Genomic DNA, 21,724 nt, shown 5'->3' on the forward strand with positions numbered 1-21,724 from the left:
CGTGCGCGCATCCAGTGGAACAGCGGCACGGAGAAACGATGCTGCGCACGTTCGCACCCGTCATGCGCTGGAAGTCGCCGGTGCCGCTCCCTGCCGCCGACGATGGTGTCGCCGGCAAGGGCGACGGGCCAGAGGTGCACATGGCCGCCGACACGGGCGCGAGTGCACGTCTGTCCCAGTTGCTGGGCTACACGCGAGCGGCCGTGCTGCAGTCCGTCGGCGGCAACTGCAGCACGACGGAACTCGCCCGGCGGGGCAGGGGCGTTGGCCTCCTCGGCCGGCGAACATGCGGCGGTGGTGCGCGGCGCGGGGCTGATCATGAGCACCCGCGAGCGGAACGTGGTGCGTCACATGCTCACTCCGGTCGGGCTCGCGCTAATGGACAGCCGGTGCGGAACGGTGATCGGCAGGCGGCGCACCGGTGTCCCGCGCGCGAGCTTGGTTCCGGCTCTCGCCGCGGCGGCCCACGCCGGCCGCCTCTGAGCGGGTTCCGTCTCCCCTTCACACGGCCATGTTGTGTCCCCCTTCCCAACAGGCCAGCAACATAGTCTATTTGGACTGATAGAGTTCGACCATGCCGCGCCGCGCTCTCGACAACCCGATCGTGCTGGCAGTGCTGGGGCTTCTGCTGGAACAGTCCTCGCACCCGTACCAGATGCTCTCCGAGCTGCGGAAACGAAGTGAAAGCCACACGGCGGTGATCACGCGGGGCACGCTCTACAACACCGTTGCCGCCATGGTCGAAGCGGGCTGGGTGAGCGTGCAGGGCCAACAGCGGTCCGGAAACCGCCCCGAGAGAACCGTCTACGCGCTCACGCAAGCAGGGCACGACGAACTGGTGCGAAGGCTGGACTCGCGGGTTCGCAACCCCGAGCGGGAGTTCTCGAGGTTCCTGGGCGCAATCACATACCTGGGCGCGCTCGGGCCGAGCGGCGCGGTCGACGCTCTGACCGAGCGCGCCGGGCGACTCCGGCAACGCACCGACGCGGACGAGACGCGTCTCGCGGACGCCTTGGCTGCCGGAGTGCCACGGCTCCACGTGATCGAAGCCGAGTACGCGCTGTGCGTCGCTCGCGCCGAGATGGCGTGGATCGACTCAGTCATCGGGGAAATCCGCGCGGGCACGCTCACTTGGCCCGGCTCCGCAGCGGCATCCACCTTGCCGGATTCGGCAGAGAGGAAGCACACACATGACACCGACGGCGCGTGAGGGACTGCTCTTCGGCATCTACCCGGGTGGAGTCGCCGGTGATGACACCGGGGGCCTGGTGAGCGGACCGCCCGACGATCCCGCTCGCATCGCCGGCGCACTCGACCAGCTCCAGGGACAGGCAGGACGCCCGTTCCTGGTGCGCGCCTACATCGGGTTCGACGACGCCACACGGCTCGGTGAGCCGCACGCGACCGCAACCCCCTCCGCCGCGGCCCGGTACGCCGTTCGCGGTCGCCGGCTGGACCTGGTCGCCCAATTCCAGTCGGCCGACGGGGACGTGGAAGGCTACTGCGGCTTCCTGCGCGAACTGGTCTCGCAATACGGCTCGGTGACTGGCACATTGCAGATCACCGAGGAGCCGAACATCACCTCGAACCCCAACCTGGACGGTCACCACCCCAGGGTGCGTGACGCGATCATCCACGGGGTGCGCGCCGCCAAGACGCGAGCACGTGAACTCGGGCATACGCACCTGCGCGTCGGCTTCAACACGACTCCCCTCTTCGGGGAGGACGTTTCCTTCGTCGCCGATCTGACCCGCCACGGAGGCCCGGAGTTCGTCGGCGATCTGGACTACGTCGGGCTCGACTTCTTCCCCGACGTCTTCCGACCCATGGCCGCTCCTGACCTGGCCGACGCGGTGGGGGGTCTGCTTCGCCACCATCGTGGTGTGGCGCTGGCACCTGCCGGCCTGGGGCATCTGCCGTTGCACATCACCGAGCACGGCTGGCCGACCGGGCCGGAGAGGCCCCCGCACAAACAGGCCGACGTGGTCGAGACCGTGGTGAACGTCATCGCGGCCCATGCCGGGCAGGTCGGGCTGAGCGGCTACACACATTTCGCGTTGCGCGACGCCCACAGTGCGAACCCGGGGCTGTTCCACCAGTTCGGACTCACTACCGATGACTACTCCCCCAAGCCCGCCTTCGAGACGTTGCGGCAGCTCATCGAGAAGTTCAGCAACTGACCCGCGCGGACGCATCGTTGGCGCCCCACCCCCTCCGTTCCGATCCCGCAGCGCACACCCGCACCCGCACCCGTGTCCGTGCCCCACACCCGTGCCGTTAATCAAGTTTGACTAATTCTCCCGCAGGAGGGACTCTTGCGAGGCAAGTAGTCAAATTGGATCAATGACGAGGAGACTCCGTGCCGGACGCAACGACCCGCACCGCGACGGACCAGGACCACCGTGACGTGGAGGAATGGTTCGCGCGTTACGACGCCCACGCCGCGAAGGCGGACGTCGAGGCCATGGCTTCAATGGCGCTGTTCCCCCTGAACCTCGTCACGGACGACGCCGCTCCCGGGTCCGGCGTGACCCGGCAGTGGAGCCGTGAGGAGTTCGTGCGCACCATGTCCGCGGTCATGGGTGACGGCGGCGGCGAGGAGGTGCACTTCGAGTCCCGGCGCACACCGCACTTCCTCTCCCGGAGCATCGCCGTGGTGTTCACCGAGTCGACGATGACGGTGGGTTCGGAGAGCACGTCGATGAGCTACTCGGACATCCTGGTCAAGCGGGACGGCGAGTGGTACTTCCAGACCATGATCCAGGGCGGCTGGGCGGCCGCACTCACCGGCGGGGAGGCCTGAGTCCTGTCGTGACCCTCGGACATCCGGCCGACGCCTGACCGCCGGGCGACCCCGGGGCCTGGCAACCGGTGACCAGCAGACCGCCCGACCGCCGACGGGACGGCCTACGCCACCTCGCCGAGCCCCCGCGCCCCGCGGCCGGCCGATCCCGGTTCGCGGTGGATCGGGGTGTGCGCTCCCGTGAGCGGTACGCCCGTGCCGCCGTGCCGTACGGCGACGATCTCGGCCGCGATGGACAGCGCCGTCTCCTCGGGGGTGCGGGCACCGAGGTCGAGGCCGATCGGCGAGTGCAGCCGGGCGAGTTCGGCATCGCTCACACCCGCCTCGCGCAGCTGCTCCAGCCGCGCGAGGTGGGTGCGGCGCGAACCCATGGCGCCCACGTACGCGATGGGCAGCCGCAACGCCCGTTCCAGCAGCGGCACATCGAACTTCACGTCGTGCGTGAGGACGCACACGACCGTACGGGCATCCAGTTCCTGCGAGTCGAGATAGCGGTGCGGCCACTCCACGACGACCTCGTCGGCGTCGGGGAAGCGGGCCTCGGTGGCGAAGACGGGACGGGCGTCGCAGACGGTGACCCGGTAGCCGAGGAAGGCACCCGTGCGGGCGAGTGCGCTCGCGAAGTCGATGGCGCCGAAGACGAGCATCCGCGGCCGCGGCGCGCTCGACTCGACAAGCAGCGTCACCGTGGGCCCGCACAGCGGGTCGCCGTCGCCGGCGGCGCCGCGTCCGCCGGCTCCCGGCGGGCCGCCCTCCGTACCGGTCTCGACGGTGGCGGTGCGGCCCGCGTCCAGCAGGGCGCGGGTCTGGGCGGCTGCGCCGTCGTCGAGCGCGGCGGAGCCGCCGAGGGTGCCGGAGGCCTGACCGTCGGCCGGTACGAACATGGCACCGCCCAGCAGTTCCTCCGGTCCCTCGACGACCCGGGTGAGGGCGACGGCGCGGCCACCGGCGGCAGCCGCGACCGCGCCCGCGTACATCGAGTACGCGTCCGTGCCCGTACGCACCGGCGTGACGAGGATGTCGATGACTCCGCCGCAGGTCAGTCCGACGGCGAAGGCGTCCTCGTCGCTGTAGCCGAACTGCTGGAGGACGCTGCGCCCGGATTCCATCGCCTCCTGGCACAGCTCATAGACCGCGCCCTCGACGCAGCCCCCCGAGACGCTGCCCACCGCCTCGCCGCCGGCGTCCACGGCGAGCGCGGCACCCGGCTGGCGGGGCGCGCTGCCGCTCACGGCGACGACGGTCGCGACGGCGAAGTCGCGCTCCTCCTCGCACCAACGGTGCAGTTCGGCGGCGATGTCCAGCATCGATGACTCCTCACTCGCATGCGCTGGGCTGCGGCCTGCGAGCTTACGCCCGGCGGCGGTGCGCGGCCCGGTCCGTCCCTCTGCCGGTGCGGTCCCACGTGACCGTCCGCCTCACCTCACGCCGAGCCACCCTTCGAGCGGGCTGAGCGCGAAGTAGAGGAGGAAGACGGCGGCCAGTCCCCACATCAACGGTCCCACGTCGCGCCACTTGCCCTGCGCCGCCTTGATCACGACGTAGGAGATGCTGCCGGCGGCGATGCCCGCGGTGATGGAGTACGTGAACGGCATCAGCACCGTTGTCAGGAAGACGGGGACCGTGGTGGCGATGTCGTTCCAGTCGATGTGCCGGGCGTTGGTCATCATCATCGCGCCGATGACGACGAGCGCCGCGGCGGCGACCTGCGTCGGGATGATCCGGGCCAGCGGCGTGAAGAACAGGCAGAGGGTGAAGCCGAGTCCGGTGACGACGCTGGCCAGGCCCGTGCGGGCGCCGTCCCCGACGCCTGCCGTGGACTCCACGAAGACGGTCTGCCCGGAGGCACCCGTCAGGCCGCCGGCGACTCCGCCCGCACCGTCGATGGCGAGGGCCTTGTTCAGACCCGGCATGCGGCCGTCACTGCCGGCGAGTCCCGCCTGCTGGCCGATGCCGATGATGGTGCCGATGGCGTCGAAGAAACCCGCGAGGACGAGCGTGAAGACGATGACGCCGACCGTGACGGCGCCGACGTCGGTGATGCCGTCGAAGGAGACCTTGCCGAACAGGCCGAAGTCCGGGGTGCTCACGACGCTTCCCGACAGCTCCGGCACGTTCCGTCCGCCCCAGTCCTTCTTGTCGAGCCCGGCGAACTGGTGCACCAGACCCGCCACGACCGTGCCGCCGACGATGCCGGTGAGGATCGCCCCGGGCACCCGCCGCACCTGGAGCACGAAGACGAGCAGCACGGTGACGGCGAAGCACAGCACGGGCCAACCCGTGAGCATGTCGTGGGTGCCCAGTTGGAGCGGTTTGGCGCCGGCGACTCCGCCGGGCCCGGGCATGCTCGTCACGAATCCCGCCTGGACGAGGCCGATGAGGGTGACGAAGAGGCCGATGCCCATCGTGATGGCGTGCTTCATCGCGAGCGGAATGGCGTCCATGATCAGCCGCCGCAGCCCTGTGACGACGAGCAGGATGATCACCGCGCCGTAGATGACGCACATCCCGAAGGCGTTGGGCCAGGTCATCTCCGGCGCGACCTGGTAGGCGAGCACCGCGGAGACGCTCAGTCCGGCGGCGAGGGCCAGCGGCACGTTGCCGAGCACGCCCATCACCAGGGTGGTGGCCGCGGCGGCGAAGGCGGTCGCCGTGGTGACCTGCCCGGCGTCGAGGGTGGCGTTCCCCGCGTCGGGGACGGAGAGGATGACCGGGTTGAGCAGGACGATGTAGGCCATCGCCATGAACGTCGTGGCGCCGCCGCGCACTTCGCGGGCGAGCGTGGAGTGGCGCTCGGATATCCGGAAGTACCGGTCGAGCCACGAGCGTCCCTCGGCGGTCTGTGGTTCGGGAGCGGTGGAGCCCGCGTGTTCCGCGGGATCGCGATGTGCGGTCTTGGACTGGGTCATGGTGTGCGTTCTCCCAAGTTTCGCTGGGGCACCCCGAAGTGCCGTGGCACTGCGGGGATTTGGGATGCACGACCCGGGGGACGGCCCGAGACGGTACGGGGTGCCGGCGGCCGGTGCGGGGGTCCCGCACCGGCCGGGGCGCTAGATCGCTTGCGTGTCTGTCAGATGTTCGGGACGGACCGGGACCCTGTTCAGGGCGAGACCGGTCGCGTCGCGGATGGCGGCGACGACTGCCGGGGTGGAGGAGAGCGTCGGCGCCTCGCCGACCCCGCGCAGCCCGTACGGGGCGTGCGCGTCGGCGAGTTCGAGGACATCCACGGGGATGGTGGGGGTGTCCAGGATCGTGGGGATCAGATAGTCGGTGAAGGAGGGGTTGCGTACCTTTCCGCCTGGGTCGACGAGGATCTCCTCCATGACGGCCAGGCCCAGGCCCTGCGTCGTGCCTCCTTGGATCTGGCCGATGGTCGAGAGCGGGTTGATGGCCTTGCCGACGTCCTGCGCGCAGGCGAGTTCGACGACCTTGACCAGGCCCAGTTCGGTGTCGACCTCGACGACGGCGCGGTGCGCGGCGAAGGAGTACTGGACGTGGCCGAAGCCCTGGCCGGTCTTCAGGTCGAACGGCTCGGTCGGCCGGTGCCTGAACTCCAGCTCCTCCTCGACGGCTTCGTCACCGAGGACGTCGGCGAGCGCCGCGAGGACCTCGCCCCCTTCGGTGACGATCTTGCCGCCCTCCAGCAGGAGTTCACCGCCGGAAGCCCACGCGGGATGCCCGTCGGCGAACTTCTCCCTGCCGAGCCGGAGAACCCGCTCGCGCACGGCCTCGCACGCCTGCTTCACGGCGCCGCCCGTCATGTAGGTCTGACGCGACGCGGATGTCGAACCGGCGGAGCCGACCTGCGTGTCGGCGGGCAGGATGCTCACACCCGAGACGCCCAGTTCGGTGCGGGCGATCTGCGCGTGCACGGTGACGCCGCCCTGCCCGACCTCGGCCATCGCGGTGTGCACCACGGCGACGGGCTCTCCGCCCATCACCTCGAGGCGGACGCGGGCCGTCGAGTAGTCGTCGAAGCCTTCGGAGAAGCCGACGTTCTTGATGCCGACGGCGTATCCCACACCGCGCACCACGCCTTCGCCGTGCGTGGTGTTGGACAGGCCGCCAGGAAGCGCCCGTACGTCCACACCGGTGCCGCTGCCGGCCGCGCCGGAGGTCTCCCACTGGCGCTCCGGCGGCATCGGCATCGCCTTGACGCGGCGGAGGATCTCAGCGACCGGGGCGGGGGCGTCGACCTGCTGTCCCGTCGGCAGCAGCGAGCCCTGCGACATCGCGTTCCGCTGCCTCAACTCGACGGGGTCCATGCCGAGTTCGGCGGCGAGGCGGTCCATCTGCGCCTCGTAGGCGAAGCAGGCCTGCACGGCCCCGAAGCCGCGCATGGCGCCGCACGGCGGGTTGTTGGTGTAGAGGGCGAGCGCCTCGACGTCGACGTTGTCCACGTCGTACGGGCCGACGCCCAGTGACGCGGCGTTGCCGACGACGGCGGGCGACGAGGAGGCGTACGCGCCGCCGTCCAGCAGGATGCGGCACTTCACATAGAGCAACTTGCCGTCGCTGTCGGCGCCGTGCTCGTAGGTGAGCTTGGCGGGGTGGCGGTGCACATGCCCGAAGAAGGACTCGTACCGGTTGTAGACGATCTTGACGGGCTTGCCGGTGGCCATGGCCAGCAGACACGCGTGCGCCTGCATCGACAGGTCCTCGCGGGCACCGAACGCGCCGCCCACTCCGGAGAGCGTCAACCGCACCTTGTCCTGCGGGAGTCCGAGGACGGGCGCGAGCTGGTCGCGGTCGACGTGCAGCCACTGCGTCGCGATGTAAAGGTCGACGCCGCCGTCCTCCGCGGGCACGGCGAGCCCGGACTCGGGCCCGAGGAACGCCTGGTCCTGCATGCCGACTTCGTAGTCGCCGCGCACGACGACGTCGGCCTTCGCCTTCGCCGCCGCCACGTCGCCGCGCACGATGGGCTGCCGGTGGACGATGTTGGGGTGCGTCACGTGCGGCGCGTGATGGTCGTCGCGTCCGGGATGCAGCACGGGCGCGTCCGGGGCGGTCGCGCTCTCCTCGTCGTGCACGGGCGGCAGTTCGGCGTAGTCGACACGGATCTTCGCCGCGGCGCGGCGGGCGGTCTCCGGATGGTCGGCGGCGACGATGGCGACGGCCTCGCCGTGGTAGCGCACGCGGTCCTTCGCCAGCACCGGCTGGTCCTGGATCTCCAGGCCGAAGTGCGTCTTTGCGGGCAGGTCGTCGTGCGTCATCACGCTGTACACGCCGGGAAGCTTCAGCGCCTCCGACACGTCGACGGAACGGATCTCGGCGTGCGAGTACGGGCTGCGCAGCGTGCAGCCCCACAGCATGTCCTCGTGCCACAGGTCTGAGGCGTAGGCGAACTCGCCGGTGACCTTCAGGGTGCCGTCGGGCCGCAGCGTGGACTCGCCGATGCCGCCCTTGGTGGCGCTGCCCTGGGTGAGTGCGGTGGGGACGCGGGTCGGGTTCGCGCCGGCCATCGTCAGACCACCTCTCCCTGCGTGGGGCCCGCTCCGGGACCCGGTGCGGAGCCTTCCGCGTGGTCCGTACGGGCAGCGGCCAGGCGCACGGCGTCGAGGATCTTCTCGTAGCCGGTGCAGCGGCACAGGTTCCCCGAGAGGGCTTCGCGGATGTCCGCGTCGGAGGGCCGAGCGTTGTGCTCGATGAGTTCGTCGGCGGCGACGAGCAGGCCCGGGGTGCAGAAGCCGCACTGGACAGCGCCCGCGTCGATGAACGCCTGCTGCACGGGCGAGAGGCGCACGTCGGCGTCCGGCGAGGGCATGGCCTGCCAGCGCTGCTCATCGGCGGCGGAGGTGGAGGCCGGCACCGGCGCGGACGCGGGGGACGAGGCGGCCGAGGTGGAGGCGGGGGCATCGGTGCGCTGCCGCGCGTAGTCGGCGAGCCCTTCGACGGTCACGACGTCCCTGCCCTCGACCTGCCCGGCCGCCACCAGGCACGCGCACACGGACTCGCCGTCCAGCCGCACCGTGCAGGAGCCGCATTCGCCCTGCTCGCAGGCGTTCTTGGAGCCCGGCAGGCCCATGCGTTCGCGCAGGACGTAGAGCAGCGACTCCCCCTCCCACACGTCGTCGGCCTCGTGCCGCCGTCCGTTGACGGTGAATGTCACGCGCATCGGGCGCCTCCTTCGTCGGTGCCGGCGCCGCCCACGGCGCTTCCCCGGTAGCTGTCCCAGACCCAGCCGAGCGTCCGGCGGGCCATCACGCCGACGGCGTGCCGGCGGTATGCGGCGCTGCCCCGTACGTCGTCGATGGGGTTGCACGCCGCGGAGCAGAGTGCGGCGAACCGCTGCGTCACCGACGGCGGGATGGCCCTGCCGTTGTCCCAGAGCCCTTGCTCCTCCAGGGCGGCGTTCAGGAAGTCCTCGGCCGCCGACGCACGGAACGGCGTGGGGGCCGCGGAGCCGACGGCGGCACGCACCGCGCGACGCTCGGGGTGCAGAGCGACGGAGAAGCCGCACACGGCGATCACCATGGCGTTGCGGGTGCCGATCTTGGAGAACTGCTGCGGCCCGCTCGCCTTCTTGATGTGCACTCGCTTGATCAGTTCGTCGTCGGCGAGCACGTTGCGCTTGACGCCGGTGAAGAAGTCCTCGACGGGGATGCGCCGGGAGCCGCGGACGGACTCGGCCTCGATCTCCGCACCAGCGGTGAGCAGCGGGGGATGCGAGTCGCCCGCGGGGGACGCGGCACCGAGGTTGCCGCCGACGCTGCCCCGGTTGCGGATCTGCGGGGAGCCGACCGTGTGCGCGGCGAGCGCGAGACCCGGCAGCTCACGCCGGAGGTTCTCGATGATCCGGGTGTAGGGGACGCACGCGCCGAGGGCCACGTCCTCCTCCCCCGTCTCCCATTCGTGCAGCTCGGTGACGCGGTTCAGGTCCAGCAGCTGTGCGGGACGGCGCTGGTCGAAGTTGATCTCGACCATGACGTCGGTGCCGCCCGCGATGGGCACGGCGGTGGGGTGCTCGGCCTTCGCGGCGAGCGCCTCCTCCCACCTGGCGGGACGCAGGAAGTCCATGGGGCTCTTCTCTATTCGCTGTTCGCTTCGGGTCGCTGACGTACGCGGGAGTCTCGGACGTGCGCGGCTCGCCGGCGTACGCGCCGTGCGGGCGATTCCGGTTCAGTACACCGATGCCTGGCCCGCGGCGGGGAGTCACGGAAACCATGAAGCTCCTGCCCCTCCGCGTCCGCCGTCTTGTAGATTCGTACGAACATCGTGGAGCACGCTGCTCGCGGCATCACACGGAGCACAGCACGGGACCGCACCGGCACCCCGCTCCGCCCGCGCAGCTACTCTCCCCCTCCCGCTCCCGGAGTCTCGGCAGGACCGGCCGGAGCCAGGGCGGGGCCAGAACGACATCCACAGAACGGGGCGAACGACCATGCGCCTGCGCGCACTTCTGGAGACGGGCTCCCTCGGTCTGCGCCTCCTCACCGGGGAGGACGAGCTGGACCGAACGGTGCGCGGCGTCATGACCACCGACCTGCGCGACCCCGGCCGCTACCTGTCGGGGGACGAGCTGGTCCTCACCGGCATCGCCTGGTACCGGGCCCCGGAGGACGCCGCGCCCTTCGTCCGCATCCTCGTGGGCGCCGGCGTGGCGGGGCTGGCGGCGGGCGAGGCCGAACTGGGCCTCGTCCCGGAGCCGCTGGTGACCGCCTGCGCCGAGCACGGGCTGCCCCTGTTCGCCGTGACGGAGGACGTCGCCTTCGCGACGGTCACCGAGCACGTGCTGCGGCAGGTCTCCACGGAACGGGCGGGCGACCTGGCCGCCGTGGTGGACCGGCACCGGCGGATGATGTCGTCCGGCCCCACGGGGGGCGGCCCCGACGTCGTGCTCGACCTGCTCGGCTCGGACCTGGACCTGCGGGCGTGGGTCCTCTCCGTCACGGGCCGTACGGTGGCGGGCCCGGGCAGCGGCACCGGTGAGGGCTCCGGCGGAGCCGGCGGCGGGCGGCGCCGGCGACCCCTGTCACCGCAGGTCCGCTCCCGCCTGGCTGCCGCGCACCTGACCGCACGCGGGAGGCGCCCCGGCCTGCGCCCGCACCGGGTCACCGCCGACGGCACCACGTACTCGCTCTTCCCCGTCCAGGGCACCGGCCCGCCATCCGGCCCGGGCGGCGACGCCGCTCCGCAGGATGCCCCCGGTCTGTCGGACTGGTTCCTCGCCGTCGACGACGACGCGGGCGACTGGCCCGACGAACGCCTCGACCTTCTGCACGGCGTGACACAGCTGATCGCCGTCGAACGCGACCGCCGCGACGCGGCCCGCGCGGTCCGCCGCCGGCTGGCCACCGAAGTGCTGGAGCTCCTGCACGCGGGGGCACCGCCCGCCGAGATCGCCGCTCGCCTGCGCGTCGCCGCCCCGGTGCTGCTGCCGGGCCTCGGCAGCGCCCCGCACTGGCAGGTCGTCGTCGCGCGGCTGGAGGGCCCGCGTCACGGAGACGGCCGCGAATGCCGGTCGCTCCTGGAGGAGATCCTGCTCGACCCCCGAACGACCGGCGAGGAGACGGCCGACCGCACCGCGGTCGCGCACACCGGCAGCGAGGCGGTCGCCCTCGTGCCGCTGCCTGCCCTCGCGCAGGACCGCGGCACGCTGGACTCCGGGGCGCCTGCACCTGAGCCGGGAGCGCCCCGGGCCGCGGCCGACCCAAACGCTTCCCGCCCCACCGGCCAGGGCCTCGACGCGGAAACCCTGCTCGCCGCGGTCCGCGAACCGCTGGAGCATGGGCTGGCCAACGGCGAACGGCTCACGTTCGGCGTGAGCGCGACCGTCCACTCCGCCGACGGGCTGCACGGCGCGCTCGAAGAAGCCCGCCACGCGAGGCGGGTCGCCGCCGCACGCGAGGGGAGGGTGTGCGCGGCCGGGCACCAGGAGCTGGCCTCTCACGTGCTGCTCCTCCCCTTCGTCCCGGACGACGTACGCCGCGCGTTCACCGCACGTCTCCTGGCGCCGCTGCACGACTACGACCGCCGCCACCGCGCCGAACTGCTCCCCACCCTGGCCGCGTTCCTCGACGCCGACGGCTCCTGGACGCGCTGCGCCGACCAGCTGCACCTGCACGTCAACACCCTCCGCTACCGCATGGGCCGAATAGAACAGCTCACCGGCCGCGACCTGTCCCGCCTGGAGGACAGGCTCGACTTCTTCCTTGCGCTGCGCCTGAGTTGAGCGTTCCGGTGAGCGCCGCGGCTCTACACGGACGAGGCGCCCGTAACCCCCGAATTGTGCGTATCGTTGTACCGCGCGGCTGCGCGATCCGGCGCGGCGGGGAGGAGCGTCACCGTGACCGTCATGACCGACAGGATCGAGATGACAGAGCCCGACGAGCTCACCTTGGACGAACTGTTCGAGCGACTGGAGCGGATGCCCGTCCCCGAGGGCTACAAGGTCGAGATCGTCGAGGGGTCCGTGCACATGTCGCCACAGCGCTGGACGCACTGGGAAATCATCCGCAAGGTGCTGCGACAGCTGGAGAACCATCTCGGCGAGGCAGCCGTGATCGGATCGGACGTGCGGATCGACTTCCCCGGAAATCTCAACGGGTTCGCCCCCGACCTCGTCAAGATCGCCGACGACGCCACCCCCGACGCACGCGGCCGCTTCGCCCCGCAGGACATCGAGTTCGTCGTGGAGGTCGTCTCCCGCTCGACGGCCGCCAACGACTACGGCCCCAAGCTGGCGACGTATGCCTCGTCGAGCGTTCCCGCGTATCTGATCGTCGACCCCTACATCGGCCGCTGCCGCCTCTTCACGCACCCGAAGGACGGTGGCTACGGCAGGGACCTCACCGTCGACTTCGGCGAACAGGTCGACCTGTCGGACACCCCCGTCGGCCTGACACTCTCGACCGAGAACTTCCCCCGCGACTGACAGACGGGCTTCACCAGGCGCGGCGCCATGTCCGCCGGGTCGTCCTCGCGGGGCAGCCCCGCTCCCCGGGCCGTCAGTGGTCGGCGTCGCTGCCGATGTAGAGGCCGGCGACGGCCCGCCCCGCCTTCTCGGACCGCGTCATGCGCCGCAGCCGGGCCGCGGCCACCCCGGCCCTGAACGGGTCGCCGGAGGACGGGCCGTGGACGATCTCGGAGACCCACCTGTTGAAGTCCTGGTACTGCCACACCCGCCTCAGGCAGGCGTCGGAGTAGCCCTCGAGGCCGCTCTCGTCGCCCTCCCGGTAGTACGCGCGGAAGGCGTCGGCCAGCAGCAGCGCGTCGTTCAGCGCGAGATTCATGCCCTTGGCCGCGACGGGCGCCACGAGGTGCGCGGCGTCGCCGGCAAGATGCAGTCGGCCGTAAGTCATGGGTTCCACAACGTAGTTGTGCATGTCGAGGACGCGGCGCTCGATCACGTCGCCCTCGTTCAGCGGCTCCGCGTCGCGTGCGCCGAGCCGCGTGCGCAGTTCGCTCCAGACGCGCTCGTGCGGCCAGTTGTCCGGTGAGTCCCCCGGCGGGCACTCCAGGTAGTAGCGGGTGACCTGGGGCCCTCGGGCCATGTGCGCCGCGAAGCCCTGCGGATGGAGCCCGAAGACGACCCTCTCCGCGGACGGCGGTGCCTCGGCCAGCAACGCCAGCCAGCCCACGCCGAGATTGTGACGGAAGACCTCGATGCCGCCGTCGGGTATCGCGGTGCGCGAGGACCCCCGGGCGCCGTCGCAGCCTGCCACGAAGTCGCAGGAGACGGTGCGCTGTTGCCCGGTTTCCGGATCGGTGTAGGAGACGGAGGGACGGCTCGTACGGATGCCGTGCACGGCGACGTCCCGGGCGCCGAACCGCACGTCGCCGCCCGCCTCGTCGGCGAAGGCGCGCACCAGGTCCGTCACCAGGAACTGCTGCGGGTAGACGATGTGGCGCTGGCCGGAGAGCGCGCCGTAGCGGAAGACGTGACGCGTCCCGTCCAGCCGGAACTCGCAGTCGCCCTGCGCCTCCGCCCCGAGCAGACCTGGGCCGGCGAGACCTCGCCGCTCCAGCGCTCGTACCGCCCACTCCTCAAGGAAGCCCGCGCGCGGCAGCGCTTCGATGAACTCCCGGCTCTCGGCCTCCAGCAGCACGCAGCCGACGCCCTCCGATTGGAGCAGATTCGCGAGGGTGAGACCGGCGGGGCCGGCGCCGACGATGACGACGGAGGTCGTCTCGCCGCCCGGCGTCGAAATGCGCGTGGAGGCATCCGCGTCCTGCCGCACCGGAACCACGCGAACCTCCCGAACGAAGCGTCAACCACCGGGCAGGCGCCCAAGATTAGAACAGCGTGATCTTGGTGTACAGCGGCACGGTGGCACATGAGGGGTGGGGTCGAGTGGGCTGCGGAACGACCGTCCACGGCTGTGGCACATACCGCGCACGGACCTACGACAGCAGTCGCCAGGCCGCGGCAGCGGCCATCACGACGGTGAGCACGGTCAGTACGAGCATGCCCACCGCCACAGCCCTGCCACTACCACTGCCACTGCCACTGCCACTGCCACAGTTGCTGTCTCGGCTGTCACCGTGGACGCCGCCGTCGCGGGGCGGCCGGTGCTCACCGTCCACGGGCCTCCCCTCGGGATAGGCGTTCGGTGCCCCGTGCACCCGTCCGTCCCAGACTGTCCGCGCGAGGCCCGTACGTACAGGTGACTCTGGGCCAACCGGGCGAAGCACGTGCGATACGGCCACGGGAGCGCGGTCATCAGGGCATGGACATCCCCCTTCGCCTCGCACGGAGGCCCGAAGCCGAGGAGTTGCTCGGCCGCAGCCCCCTGGCCGTCATGGCGGCATGAACCACTGCCATGGGCCACCGTGAGGGCCTCAGTCAATGCTGAGTCGCAGCATGTTCTTCCAGTTGAAGCTCAACGCGCCGGAGACCTGCTTGGCGAGTTCGACTGCCTCCACCCTCATTCGGAGAACCTCACCAGGTTGCACGCTGAATCCCAGGGCTGGACTGGTTGACCAGTCAATTCGTGCTTCAGCTCTGTGAAATCCCGGCGCTACCTCGATGGCGAGTTCCTGGTTGATGCGCACCGTTCCGCAAGGTTCCCCGTCGAGCCGCAGAGTGTACGAACGCGCCGCGTTACCCCACCGGACTGGCCGGTAGAACACGACTCTCGCCGTCGCCTGGGCCCCACCGCTCCCGGTGGTGGCAGAGCCCGGAGCACGGTCTGCCCGTTCCCCCCTCCTGTCCTGACGGGCCGCGTGCCCAGGGTCGTGGCGCGATCGCGGGGGTGGAGCGGCAGCGTCGGACGGCGTCGCAGGAGAAAGCGCACCTTGCATCTCACGAATTGTCTGCGCGGCTCGGCGGGCACTCTCGTCCGAAACGCTGCGGGTGCCTTCATGGGCGATGCGGTTTCGGATACTCCTGACCGCAACGATGCGGCGGAGCGGAACCCCGGTGGCACTGGCGAGATACTCGGGAAGCTGCCTGCCGCGTCGAGCCGGGGGCACCATTTGAACGAGTCTCGACCACCCGTCGAGCACATCGACCTGAGCCTCAGCAGCCATTTCCCCTCCGTTCGGCCCGATCTCTCGTGGCGCCGGGCCCGATCCGGCGCTGAGCGGACCGCCGGTCGCGGTAGCCACAGTGACCAGCCGGGTCGTGGCCGATTCGGATACCGTCCCGGCCGACCCTGGGCAGATCCTTCAGGCGGACCGCTCGCCGGACCAGGCCGTCAGGGCCACCGAATCGCGCAAGGAGCCTCCTCAGGGGCCCGCCCCCGGCTCCAGGACGTTTCTACCGCAACAGGAGGCGCCGGAACCACGAGACGACTGACACTCGACGCGCCCAACCGTTCGCAAAACAGGGACAGTTGGTGAGATCACGGGGGTGAGAAGGGTTCGCAGAGCAAACCGGAGCCGACTCGCCACGGGTACGGTGCCCAGCCGGCGGCGGAGGGCGCATGACGCCGACCGGACCGGAATCGGTGAGCCTGGGGGCGGACCCGCACCGCGTGCGGACGTGGGGGACCTTCGCTGCGGGCGCGCTACCGCGGACGCATAGAATCCTGGGGCGCTCATGAGGGGCGTCCGACCGGAGCGGCGCACCGAGGGGTGAGGCATGCCGAGGAAACCCGCCGGGGAACCCGACGGTTCAGCAGGGGAGTTCGCGGAGTCCCGGGGCGCTCCCGCCGGAGACCGTGACGGCGAACTCGCCACCATCGGGACGACCGTCCGATCGACGCGGCGCGTCCTGGGCATGACCGTCGAGGCGCTCGCTTCCCGCGCGGGCGTGAGCACGGGCGCGCTGAGTCAGCTCGAACGCGGACAGGGCAATCCCTCCCTCCAGACTCTGCAGCGTCTGGCCGCCGCACTCGGCATCCCACTGGTGCAGTTGCTCCGGGGAGCGGCTGAGCCCGAGCACCACGTCGTCCGCGCCGGTCACGGGCCCCGGCTGCCCGCGCCGAGCGATGACACACGCGACTCGCAGGTGCTGCGCGAACTGCTGACCCCGTCGAGCGGACGTCTGCAAGTGATCCGGAGCGAGGTGCCTCCGGGGTTCAGCAATGAGGGGCGTTCCTATCGCCACCTGGGTCAGGAGTGCGTCGTCGTGCTGTCAGGCCGGCTCAAGGTGAGCATCGGCGAGGAGGTCGTCGACCTGTCTCAGGGCGACACCATCACCTACGACTGCACAGCCGCCCACTGGTGGGCCAACCCCGGGACGGAGACCACCGTGGTGCTCGGAGCGGTCACTCCCCTGGCCTTCTGACCGACCCTCACGGGCAAGGCCGTTCAGCGGCGTCACGCCGAACTGGCCGTGCGGCATGCCGTGTTGGGGCTCACGCATGGACCACCCGGCGCGCGCAGCGCCGTCAACGGCCACGTCGAGAGGGATCCGCCGCGCCCGTGAAGACATCGTGCAGCGCGAGGAGGCGGCGCAACTCGCCGACCGGGTCGCCGTGATCGTCCACCCGCAGGTCGACACGGGCCGCGCAGCGGAGGCTGCCATCGTCGGCCGGGCCGGCAACGCGCAGTGCGGCGCTCTGCCTGCCGCGACGGTCCCCACCGGCCTCCTCGCCGCTGGCGAGCGCCGCGATCAGGCGATGGGGCAGCGCCCCGACCGAGGCCAGGAAGGTGTCCCGCAGGGCGCTGAGAACTGCCGTTCCGCTCAGACAGTTCCCCACGGCCACACATCCGGGACCGAGGAGATGTCCCGCGGCCTCCGTGCAGTCCGGGCCGGTCCACGCAGCGGCGTCGCCCGCCGGACCGAGCACCGCGAGCTGCCGCAGTGAACGTCCCGGGTCTGAGGAAATGAGGCGTTCGACCGTCCGGGCCGCGTCGAACCCGGCACGCAGCTGCGTGATCCCACGCTCGGCGAACGTGGTGTTGGTGTGGGCCTGCGTCACGAGGGCGCCCGCGTCCGCGGCCACGGCCGGCACCGAGGCACCCACGGCGAGGGACTTCGACGCGGTGACGACTCCGAAGCTTCCGTCACGGTCCCGTACCACCAGGGAATAGGTCACACGTCTTCCTCTCTGAACGGCCGGGCGGCCGCCCTGAGTTAACTCCGGGTAACGGTTTTCGGGTGCTGTCTTGACCTCGCTCGCCGAGGTTCGTAGCGTGCCGCCGTGCTTCGTAATAATGACGCACCTTCATCATAATGATGAAGGTGCGGGCGGACGACCAGTCGACCGAAGCGGGGGATGACAGGCGTGAGACGGCTGAGCCGATGGGCAGGCGCCGCACTCGTATCAGCCCTGCTCGGTGCCTGCTCGCCCGGCACCGGAGTGGACCGCGGCCTCAGCAAGGACGGCTCCGGCGTCGTGGCCGCGATCGCCGGCGAGCCGGATCAACTCGACCCGCACCGCACGTCGTCCTACTTCTCCTTCGAGGTGCTGGAGAACACCTTCGACACACTCGTCGAGCCGGACGAGAACCTCACGATGCGACCGGCGCTGGCCGAGCGCTGGAAGGTCAGCAAGGACCGGCTCACCTGGACGTTCACCCTCCGTGAGGGCATCACCTGGCAGGACGGCTCCAAGTTCGGCGCGGACGACGTCGTCTACTCGTACCGGCGCATCATCGACGAGAAGCTGGGGAACGCCTGGCGATTCGAAGGCATCGAGCACATCTCGGCACCGGACGACTCGACCGTCGTACTCGAGCTCGACAAGCCCATATACAACCTGCTCTCCAGAATCGGCGGCCACAAAGGGCTTGCCATCGTCAACAAGAAGAACGTCGAGAGCGGGAAGATCAAGACGCACCCGGTCGGCACCGGGCCGTTCTCCGTCGACGACTACAACCCCGGCGAGTCGGTCAGGCTGAAGGCCAACTCCCGCTGGTGGGGCGGCACTCCGGAGATCCCGTCGCTGACCTTCCGGTTCATACCCGAGCCCACGACAGCCGTCGCGGACCTCGAAGCCGGGGAGGTCAACTGGACGGACAACATCCCGCCGCAGCAGGTCGAGCGCGTTTCGCAGAACCAGGATCTGAAGCTCGACACGGCTGTGGGCAACGACTACTGGTATCTGGCGACCAACCAGAAGCGGGAGCCGTTCGGCGACCCGAGGGTCAGACGGGCCATCGCCTACGGCATCGACCGCAAGGCCATCGTCCAGGCCACGCAGTACGGCAACGCGACCGTGAACCAACTGGCCATACCGAAGACCAATCCCTGGCACACCGCGTACTCGCCCTACTCGCACAACCCACGGCGGGCCGCCAAGCTGCTCGCGGCGGCGGGCGTGCGTGACCTGAAGATCGACATGCTGGTGACCAAGGAGTATCCGGAGACGGTCACCGCGGGCCAGGTGATCGCCTCCCAACTCGAGAAGATCGGCGTCACCGTCAAGCCCCGCGAGGTCGACTTCGCCACCTGGCTGGACAAGCAGAGCAAGGGCGAATTCGACATGCTGATGCTCGGATGGCTCGGCAGCCAGGACCCGGAGGACTTCTACTACGCCCAGCATCACACCAAGGGCGACTTCAACTTCCAGAAGTACTCGAACTCCGAGGTCGACCGGCTGCTGGAGGAGGGCCAGGAGGAGACCGAGAAGAAGGCCCGCAAGAAGCGTTACGCGGAGGCCGCCCGGAAGATAGCCGACGACGCGAGCTACATCTACCTCTACAACCCCGACGTCGTGCAGGCGTGGGCACCGCAGTTGAAGGGATACAAGGCCCGCAGCGACTCTGCCGTCCGTTTCCGCGATGTGGGGCTGACCGGCTGATGCTGCGATTCTCCCTGCTCCGTACCGGGCACGCCGCGGTCGTCCTGCTGGGCGTGACAGTCGTCGTCTTCGCGCTGATGCACCTCGTGCCGGGCGACCCGGTGCGGGTCGCCCTGGGCACGCAGTACACACAGGAGTCCTACGAGGCGCTGCGCGAGGCTTCCGGGCTCGACCGGCCCCTGGTCAGCCAGTACTTCCACTACGTGGGCAGCGCCCTCACCGGTGACCTCGGGGTGAGCTTCCGCACGGGCGAACCCGTCACGCTCGTGCTGCTCGAGCGCCTGCCGGCCACGGTGTCGCTGGCGTTCGCGGCGATGGTCGTCGCCGTGGGCATCGCGTTTCCGCTGGGCGTCTACGCAGCGGCCCGACAGGGGAAGATCAGCGACACGATCGTGCGCATCGTCAGCCAACTCGGCCTGTCCGTACCCGACTTCTGGCTGGCCATCCTGTTCGTCCTGCTGTTCTCCAGCACGCTGGGGTGGCTGCCGCCCTCCGGCTACGTGCCGCTGACCGAGGACCCCCTCGGCTGGCTGTCCAGGGTGATCATGCCGGCGACGGCAGTGGGCCTCGTATCCGGAGCGATCATCACCCGCTTCGTCCGCAGCGCGGTCCTGGAGGCGCTCGGCTCCGAGCACGTGCGCACCGCCCGCGCGAAGGGGCTGCGGCACCGCATCGTGATGGGCCGCCACGTGGTGCGCAACGCGATGGTCCCCGTCGTCACCGTGATCGGCGTACAGGCGGCGATCCTGATGGGCGGGATCATCGTGGTCGAGGTGGTCTTCGCCTGGCCGGGGCTCGGGCGGCTGACCTTCGACGCCGTCTCCGCGCGTGACTATCCCGTGGTGCAGGGGGCGGTGCTGCTGGTCGCGGCGCTCTTCCTGCTCGTCAGCCTGCTCGTCGACCTGCTGTACGGGCGCATCGACCCGAGGATGTCCCTCCGATGAGCGCGCGGCCGTTCTCCGTGTGGAGTCACCTGCTGCGCCGCCCCGTGCCGGCGGCCGGTCTCGGCGTCATCGTCCTGCTTGCCGTCCTGGCCTTCGCGGGACCGATGCTCGCGCCCTACGGCCCCAACGCCGTCGACGTCACCCGTGCCCTGCAACCACCCAGCACGGAGCACTGGTTCGGCACCGACGACCTGGGGCGCGATGTCCTCAGCCGGGTCGTCCTCGCCGCCCGGGTCTCGCTCCGGGTCAGCCTGCTCAGTGTGGGCATCGCGCTGGTCGCCGGGGTGACGCTCGGTCTTGTCGCCGGATACTTCCGGGGGTGGGCCGACACCGTGGTCATGCGCCTCGTCGATGTGATCTTCGCGTTCCCGATCATGCTTCTCGCCATCGCCATCGTCGCGGTGCTGGGGCCCGGGGTGACCACCGCGACGGTCGCGATCGGCGTGGTGTACGTGCCGGTGTTCGCCCGCGTCACCCGCGCGAGCACGCTGGCCCTGCGCGAGGAGCCCTACGTTCGGGCGGCGGCCGGCATCGGCGCCGGGCCGCTGTGGATCATACGTACCCACGTACTGCCGAACGTCTCGGCGCCGGTCATCGTCCAGACCTCGCTCAGCCTGGCGTTCGCGATTCTCTCGGAGGCGGCGCTGTCGTTCCTGGGGCTCGGCGTGCAGCCGCCCGAACCGTCCTGGGGACGGATGCTCTTCGACGGCAAGGGCTTCACGGACGCCTGGTGGATGAGCGTGTTCCCGGGGCTCGCGATCTTCGTCACGGTCCTGGCGTTCAATCTCGTGGGTGACGGGCTGCGCGACGTGCTGGACCCCCGCCAGCGCTCCGTCATCGAGTCCAGGAGTGGCCGATGAAGGCACCGGGTCTCGCCGTGCGCGACCTCACGGTCGTACTCGGCCGCGGCAGGCACGCGGCCCATGTCGTACGAGGGGTGTCCTGGTCCGTGGAAGCCGGACGGACCCTCGGCGTGGTCGGCGAATCCGGGTCGGGGAAGTCGATGACCGTGCTCGCCGCGGCCGGTCTCGTCCCACCGTCGGCGACCGTGACCGGCAGCGCCCTGCTCGGCGGAGAGGACCTGCTGAAGCTGTCCGAACGTGAACTCCGCGGCATACGGGGGCGGCGGCTCGGATTCGTCTTCCAGGAACCGATGACCTCGCTCAACCCGCTGCTCACCGTCGAACGGCAGATGACCGAGGGCATCGAGGAACATCTCGGCGCCACCCGCAGAGCCGCCCGCAGCCGTGCGCGCGAACTCCTCGACTCGGTCGGCATCCCCGACCCCGACCGACGGCTGGACGCGTACCCGCACCAGCTGTCGGGGGGCATGCGGCAGCGCGTGATGATCGCGATCGCGCTGTCCTGCTCACCGGACGTCCTGATCGCGGACGAGCCGACGACAGCCCTCGACGTCACGACGCAGGCGCAGATCCTCGACATCGTGCGCGAGCGGCAGGAGCGCACGGGCATGGCGGTCGTCTGGATCAGCCACGACCTCGCGGTGGTGGGCGGACTCGCCGACGACGTCGTCGTGATGTACGGCGGGCACGTGGTCGAGCAAGCACCGGCCGGAACCCTGCACGGGGCGCCCGTACACCCCTATACGCGCGGCCTGCTGGGAGCACGTCCGGTCCTCGGCAAGCGACGCGACCAGCTCACCGCCATCCCGGGGACACCCCCCGACCCCCGCGCCCTGCCACCCGGCTGCGTCTTCTTCGACCGCTGCCCCGTCAAGGAAGACCCGCGGTGCGAGACCGAGGTCCCGGAACTGCTGGAGGTCGGCACGCGCCACTACGCCCGCACGTTCTGCCCGGAGGGCCGTTGAGAAGCGAACCAGG

17 protein-coding genes are annotated in these 21,724 nt (G+C 70.5%); 10 read left to right on the plus strand and 7 right to left on the minus strand.

The window, feature by feature from the left end; translation table 11 throughout:
- Positions 1-574: 574 nt before the first annotated feature.
- The 3 genes from G4Z16_RS05315 (at position 575) to G4Z16_RS05325 (ending at position 2,803) form a co-directional block, all read left to right on the plus strand.
- Positions 575-1,210, plus strand: coding sequence for a PadR family transcriptional regulator (locus G4Z16_RS05315; protein ID WP_197349432.1), 636 nt, complete (start codon positions 575-577; stop codon positions 1,208-1,210).
- The gene (locus tag G4Z16_RS05320; RefSeq protein ID WP_197349433.1) at positions 1,191-2,180 is read left to right on the plus strand and encodes a hypothetical protein; all 990 of its coding nucleotides are present in this window, start codon (positions 1,191-1,193) and stop codon (positions 2,178-2,180) included. Before G4Z16_RS05315 ends, G4Z16_RS05320 begins: the two co-directional genes overlap by 20 nt.
- 179 nt (positions 2,181-2,359) lie before the next feature.
- Positions 2,360-2,803, plus strand: a complete 444-nt coding sequence (locus G4Z16_RS05325; RefSeq protein ID WP_197349434.1) for a nuclear transport factor 2 family protein — start codon at positions 2,360-2,362, stop codon at positions 2,801-2,803.
- A 104-nt stretch (positions 2,804-2,907) separates the two neighbouring features.
- On the opposite strand, the gene G4Z16_RS05330 is transcribed toward G4Z16_RS05325, so the two are convergent.
- From G4Z16_RS05330 to G4Z16_RS05350, 5 genes are all read right to left on the minus strand, one after another.
- The gene (locus G4Z16_RS05330) at positions 2,908-4,110 is read right to left on the minus strand and encodes an XdhC family protein (protein WP_197349435.1); all 1,203 of its coding nucleotides are present in this window, start codon (positions 4,108-4,110) and stop codon (positions 2,908-2,910) included.
- Positions 4,111-4,221: 111 nt separating this feature from the next.
- Positions 4,222-5,712, minus strand: coding sequence for an NCS2 family permease (locus tag G4Z16_RS05335; RefSeq protein ID WP_197349436.1), 1,491 nt, complete (start codon positions 5,710-5,712; stop codon positions 4,222-4,224).
- A 141-nt stretch (positions 5,713-5,853) separates the two neighbouring features.
- Entirely contained in the window at positions 5,854-8,268 is a 2,415-nt protein-coding gene (gene pucD / locus G4Z16_RS05340) for a xanthine dehydrogenase subunit D (protein ID WP_197349437.1), read from the minus strand.
- A 2-nt stretch (positions 8,269-8,270) separates the two neighbouring features.
- Positions 8,271-8,921 carry a (2Fe-2S)-binding protein gene (locus G4Z16_RS05345; RefSeq protein ID WP_197349438.1) on the minus strand — a complete coding sequence of 217 codons (651 nt, stop codon included), beginning with the start codon at positions 8,919-8,921 and terminating at the stop codon, positions 8,271-8,273.
- Positions 8,912-9,823 (minus strand): FAD binding domain-containing protein, encoded by a 912-nt coding sequence (locus G4Z16_RS05350; protein WP_197349439.1) that lies wholly within the window; start codon positions 9,821-9,823, stop codon positions 8,912-8,914. The genes G4Z16_RS05345 and G4Z16_RS05350 overlap by 10 nt, the downstream gene beginning before the upstream one ends.
- A gap of 364 nt (positions 9,824-10,187) precedes the next feature.
- Here G4Z16_RS05350 and G4Z16_RS05355 point away from each other — a divergent pair, with 364 nt between their 5' ends.
- Together G4Z16_RS05355 and G4Z16_RS05360 are read left to right on the plus strand one after the other, a co-directional pair.
- The gene (locus G4Z16_RS05355) at positions 10,188-11,978 is read left to right on the plus strand and encodes a PucR family transcriptional regulator (RefSeq protein ID WP_197349440.1); all 1,791 of its coding nucleotides are present in this window, start codon (positions 10,188-10,190) and stop codon (positions 11,976-11,978) included.
- 123 nt (positions 11,979-12,101) lie between these two features.
- On the plus strand, positions 12,102-12,680 hold the full coding sequence (locus G4Z16_RS05360; RefSeq protein ID WP_197349441.1) for a Uma2 family endonuclease: 579 nt from the start codon (positions 12,102-12,104) through the stop codon (positions 12,678-12,680).
- 73 nt (positions 12,681-12,753) lie between these two features.
- Here the strand turns inward: G4Z16_RS05360 and G4Z16_RS05365 are convergent, their stop codons facing one another.
- The gene (locus G4Z16_RS05365; protein ID WP_246531218.1) at positions 12,754-13,986 is read right to left on the minus strand and encodes a 4-hydroxybenzoate 3-monooxygenase; all 1,233 of its coding nucleotides are present in this window, start codon (positions 13,984-13,986) and stop codon (positions 12,754-12,756) included.
- A gap of 1,844 nt (positions 13,987-15,830) precedes the next feature.
- Between G4Z16_RS05365 and G4Z16_RS05370 the strand changes: the two genes are divergently transcribed.
- Positions 15,831-16,478 carry a helix-turn-helix domain-containing protein gene (locus G4Z16_RS05370; RefSeq protein WP_197349442.1) on the plus strand — a complete coding sequence of 216 codons (648 nt, stop codon included), beginning with the start codon at positions 15,831-15,833 and terminating at the stop codon, positions 16,476-16,478.
- A gap of 103 nt (positions 16,479-16,581) precedes the next feature.
- Here G4Z16_RS05370 and G4Z16_RS05375 read toward each other — a convergent pair whose 3' ends face one another.
- Positions 16,582-17,232, minus strand: a complete 651-nt coding sequence (locus G4Z16_RS05375) for a DUF1028 domain-containing protein (RefSeq protein ID WP_197349443.1) — start codon at positions 17,230-17,232, stop codon at positions 16,582-16,584.
- Between the two features lie 189 nt (positions 17,233-17,421).
- Between G4Z16_RS05375 and G4Z16_RS05380 the strand changes: the two genes are divergently transcribed.
- From G4Z16_RS05380 to G4Z16_RS05395, 4 genes are read left to right on the plus strand one after another with little or no spacing between them, the layout of a single operon-like run.
- On the plus strand, positions 17,422-18,939 hold the full coding sequence (locus tag G4Z16_RS05380; protein ID WP_216865956.1) for an ABC transporter substrate-binding protein: 1,518 nt from the start codon (positions 17,422-17,424) through the stop codon (positions 18,937-18,939).
- A complete protein-coding gene (locus tag G4Z16_RS05385; RefSeq protein WP_197349445.1) occupies positions 18,939-19,883 on the plus strand; it encodes an ABC transporter permease in 945 nt (314 codons plus the stop codon). The genes G4Z16_RS05380 and G4Z16_RS05385 overlap by 1 nt, the downstream gene beginning before the upstream one ends.
- Positions 19,880-20,743 carry an ABC transporter permease gene (locus tag G4Z16_RS05390; RefSeq protein ID WP_197349446.1) on the plus strand — a complete coding sequence of 288 codons (864 nt, stop codon included), beginning with the start codon at positions 19,880-19,882 and terminating at the stop codon, positions 20,741-20,743. The genes G4Z16_RS05385 and G4Z16_RS05390 overlap by 4 nt, the downstream gene beginning before the upstream one ends.
- On the plus strand, positions 20,740-21,711 hold the full coding sequence (locus G4Z16_RS05395) for an ABC transporter ATP-binding protein (protein ID WP_197349447.1): 972 nt from the start codon (positions 20,740-20,742) through the stop codon (positions 21,709-21,711). The genes G4Z16_RS05390 and G4Z16_RS05395 overlap by 4 nt, the downstream gene beginning before the upstream one ends.
- Positions 21,712-21,724: the final 13 nt, after the last annotated feature.

The sequence above is a fragment of the Streptomyces bathyalis genome, assembly GCF_015910445.1.
Taxonomy (GTDB): Bacteria; Actinomycetota; Actinomycetes; order Streptomycetales; family Streptomycetaceae; genus Streptomyces; species Streptomyces bathyalis.

What these genes read in the sequence shown, in the direction of transcription:
- G4Z16_RS05385 (WP_197349445.1), top strand. Translation starts at nt 18,939, where the DNA reads ATGCTGCGATTCTCCCTGCTCCGTACCGGGCACGCCGCGGTCGTCCTG.
- G4Z16_RS05345 (WP_197349438.1), bottom strand. Translation starts at nt 8,921, where the DNA reads ATGCGCGTGACATTCACCGTCAACGGACGGCGGCACGAGGCCGACGAC.
- G4Z16_RS05335 (WP_197349436.1), bottom strand. Translation starts at nt 5,712, where the DNA reads ATGACCCAGTCCAAGACCGCACATCGCGATCCCGCGGAACACGCGGGC.
- G4Z16_RS05350 (WP_197349439.1), bottom strand. Translation starts at nt 9,823, where the DNA reads ATGGACTTCCTGCGTCCCGCCAGGTGGGAGGAGGCGCTCGCCGCGAAG.
- G4Z16_RS05395 (WP_197349447.1), top strand. Translation starts at nt 20,740, where the DNA reads ATGAAGGCACCGGGTCTCGCCGTGCGCGACCTCACGGTCGTACTCGGC.
- G4Z16_RS05355 (WP_197349440.1), top strand. Translation starts at nt 10,188, where the DNA reads ATGCGCCTGCGCGCACTTCTGGAGACGGGCTCCCTCGGTCTGCGCCTC.
- G4Z16_RS05320 (WP_197349433.1), top strand. Translation starts at nt 1,191, where the DNA reads ATGACACCGACGGCGCGTGAGGGACTGCTCTTCGGCATCTACCCGGGT.
- G4Z16_RS05370 (WP_197349442.1), top strand. Translation starts at nt 15,831, where the DNA reads ATGCCGAGGAAACCCGCCGGGGAACCCGACGGTTCAGCAGGGGAGTTC.
- G4Z16_RS05315 (WP_197349432.1), top strand. Translation starts at nt 575, where the DNA reads ATGCCGCGCCGCGCTCTCGACAACCCGATCGTGCTGGCAGTGCTGGGG.
- pucD (WP_197349437.1), bottom strand. Translation starts at nt 8,268, where the DNA reads ATGGCCGGCGCGAACCCGACCCGCGTCCCCACCGCACTCACCCAGGGC.
- G4Z16_RS05390 (WP_197349446.1), top strand. Translation starts at nt 19,880, where the DNA reads ATGAGCGCGCGGCCGTTCTCCGTGTGGAGTCACCTGCTGCGCCGCCCC.
- G4Z16_RS05360 (WP_197349441.1), top strand. Translation starts at nt 12,102, where the DNA reads ATGACCGACAGGATCGAGATGACAGAGCCCGACGAGCTCACCTTGGAC.
- G4Z16_RS05330 (WP_197349435.1), bottom strand. Translation starts at nt 4,110, where the DNA reads ATGCTGGACATCGCCGCCGAACTGCACCGTTGGTGCGAGGAGGAGCGC.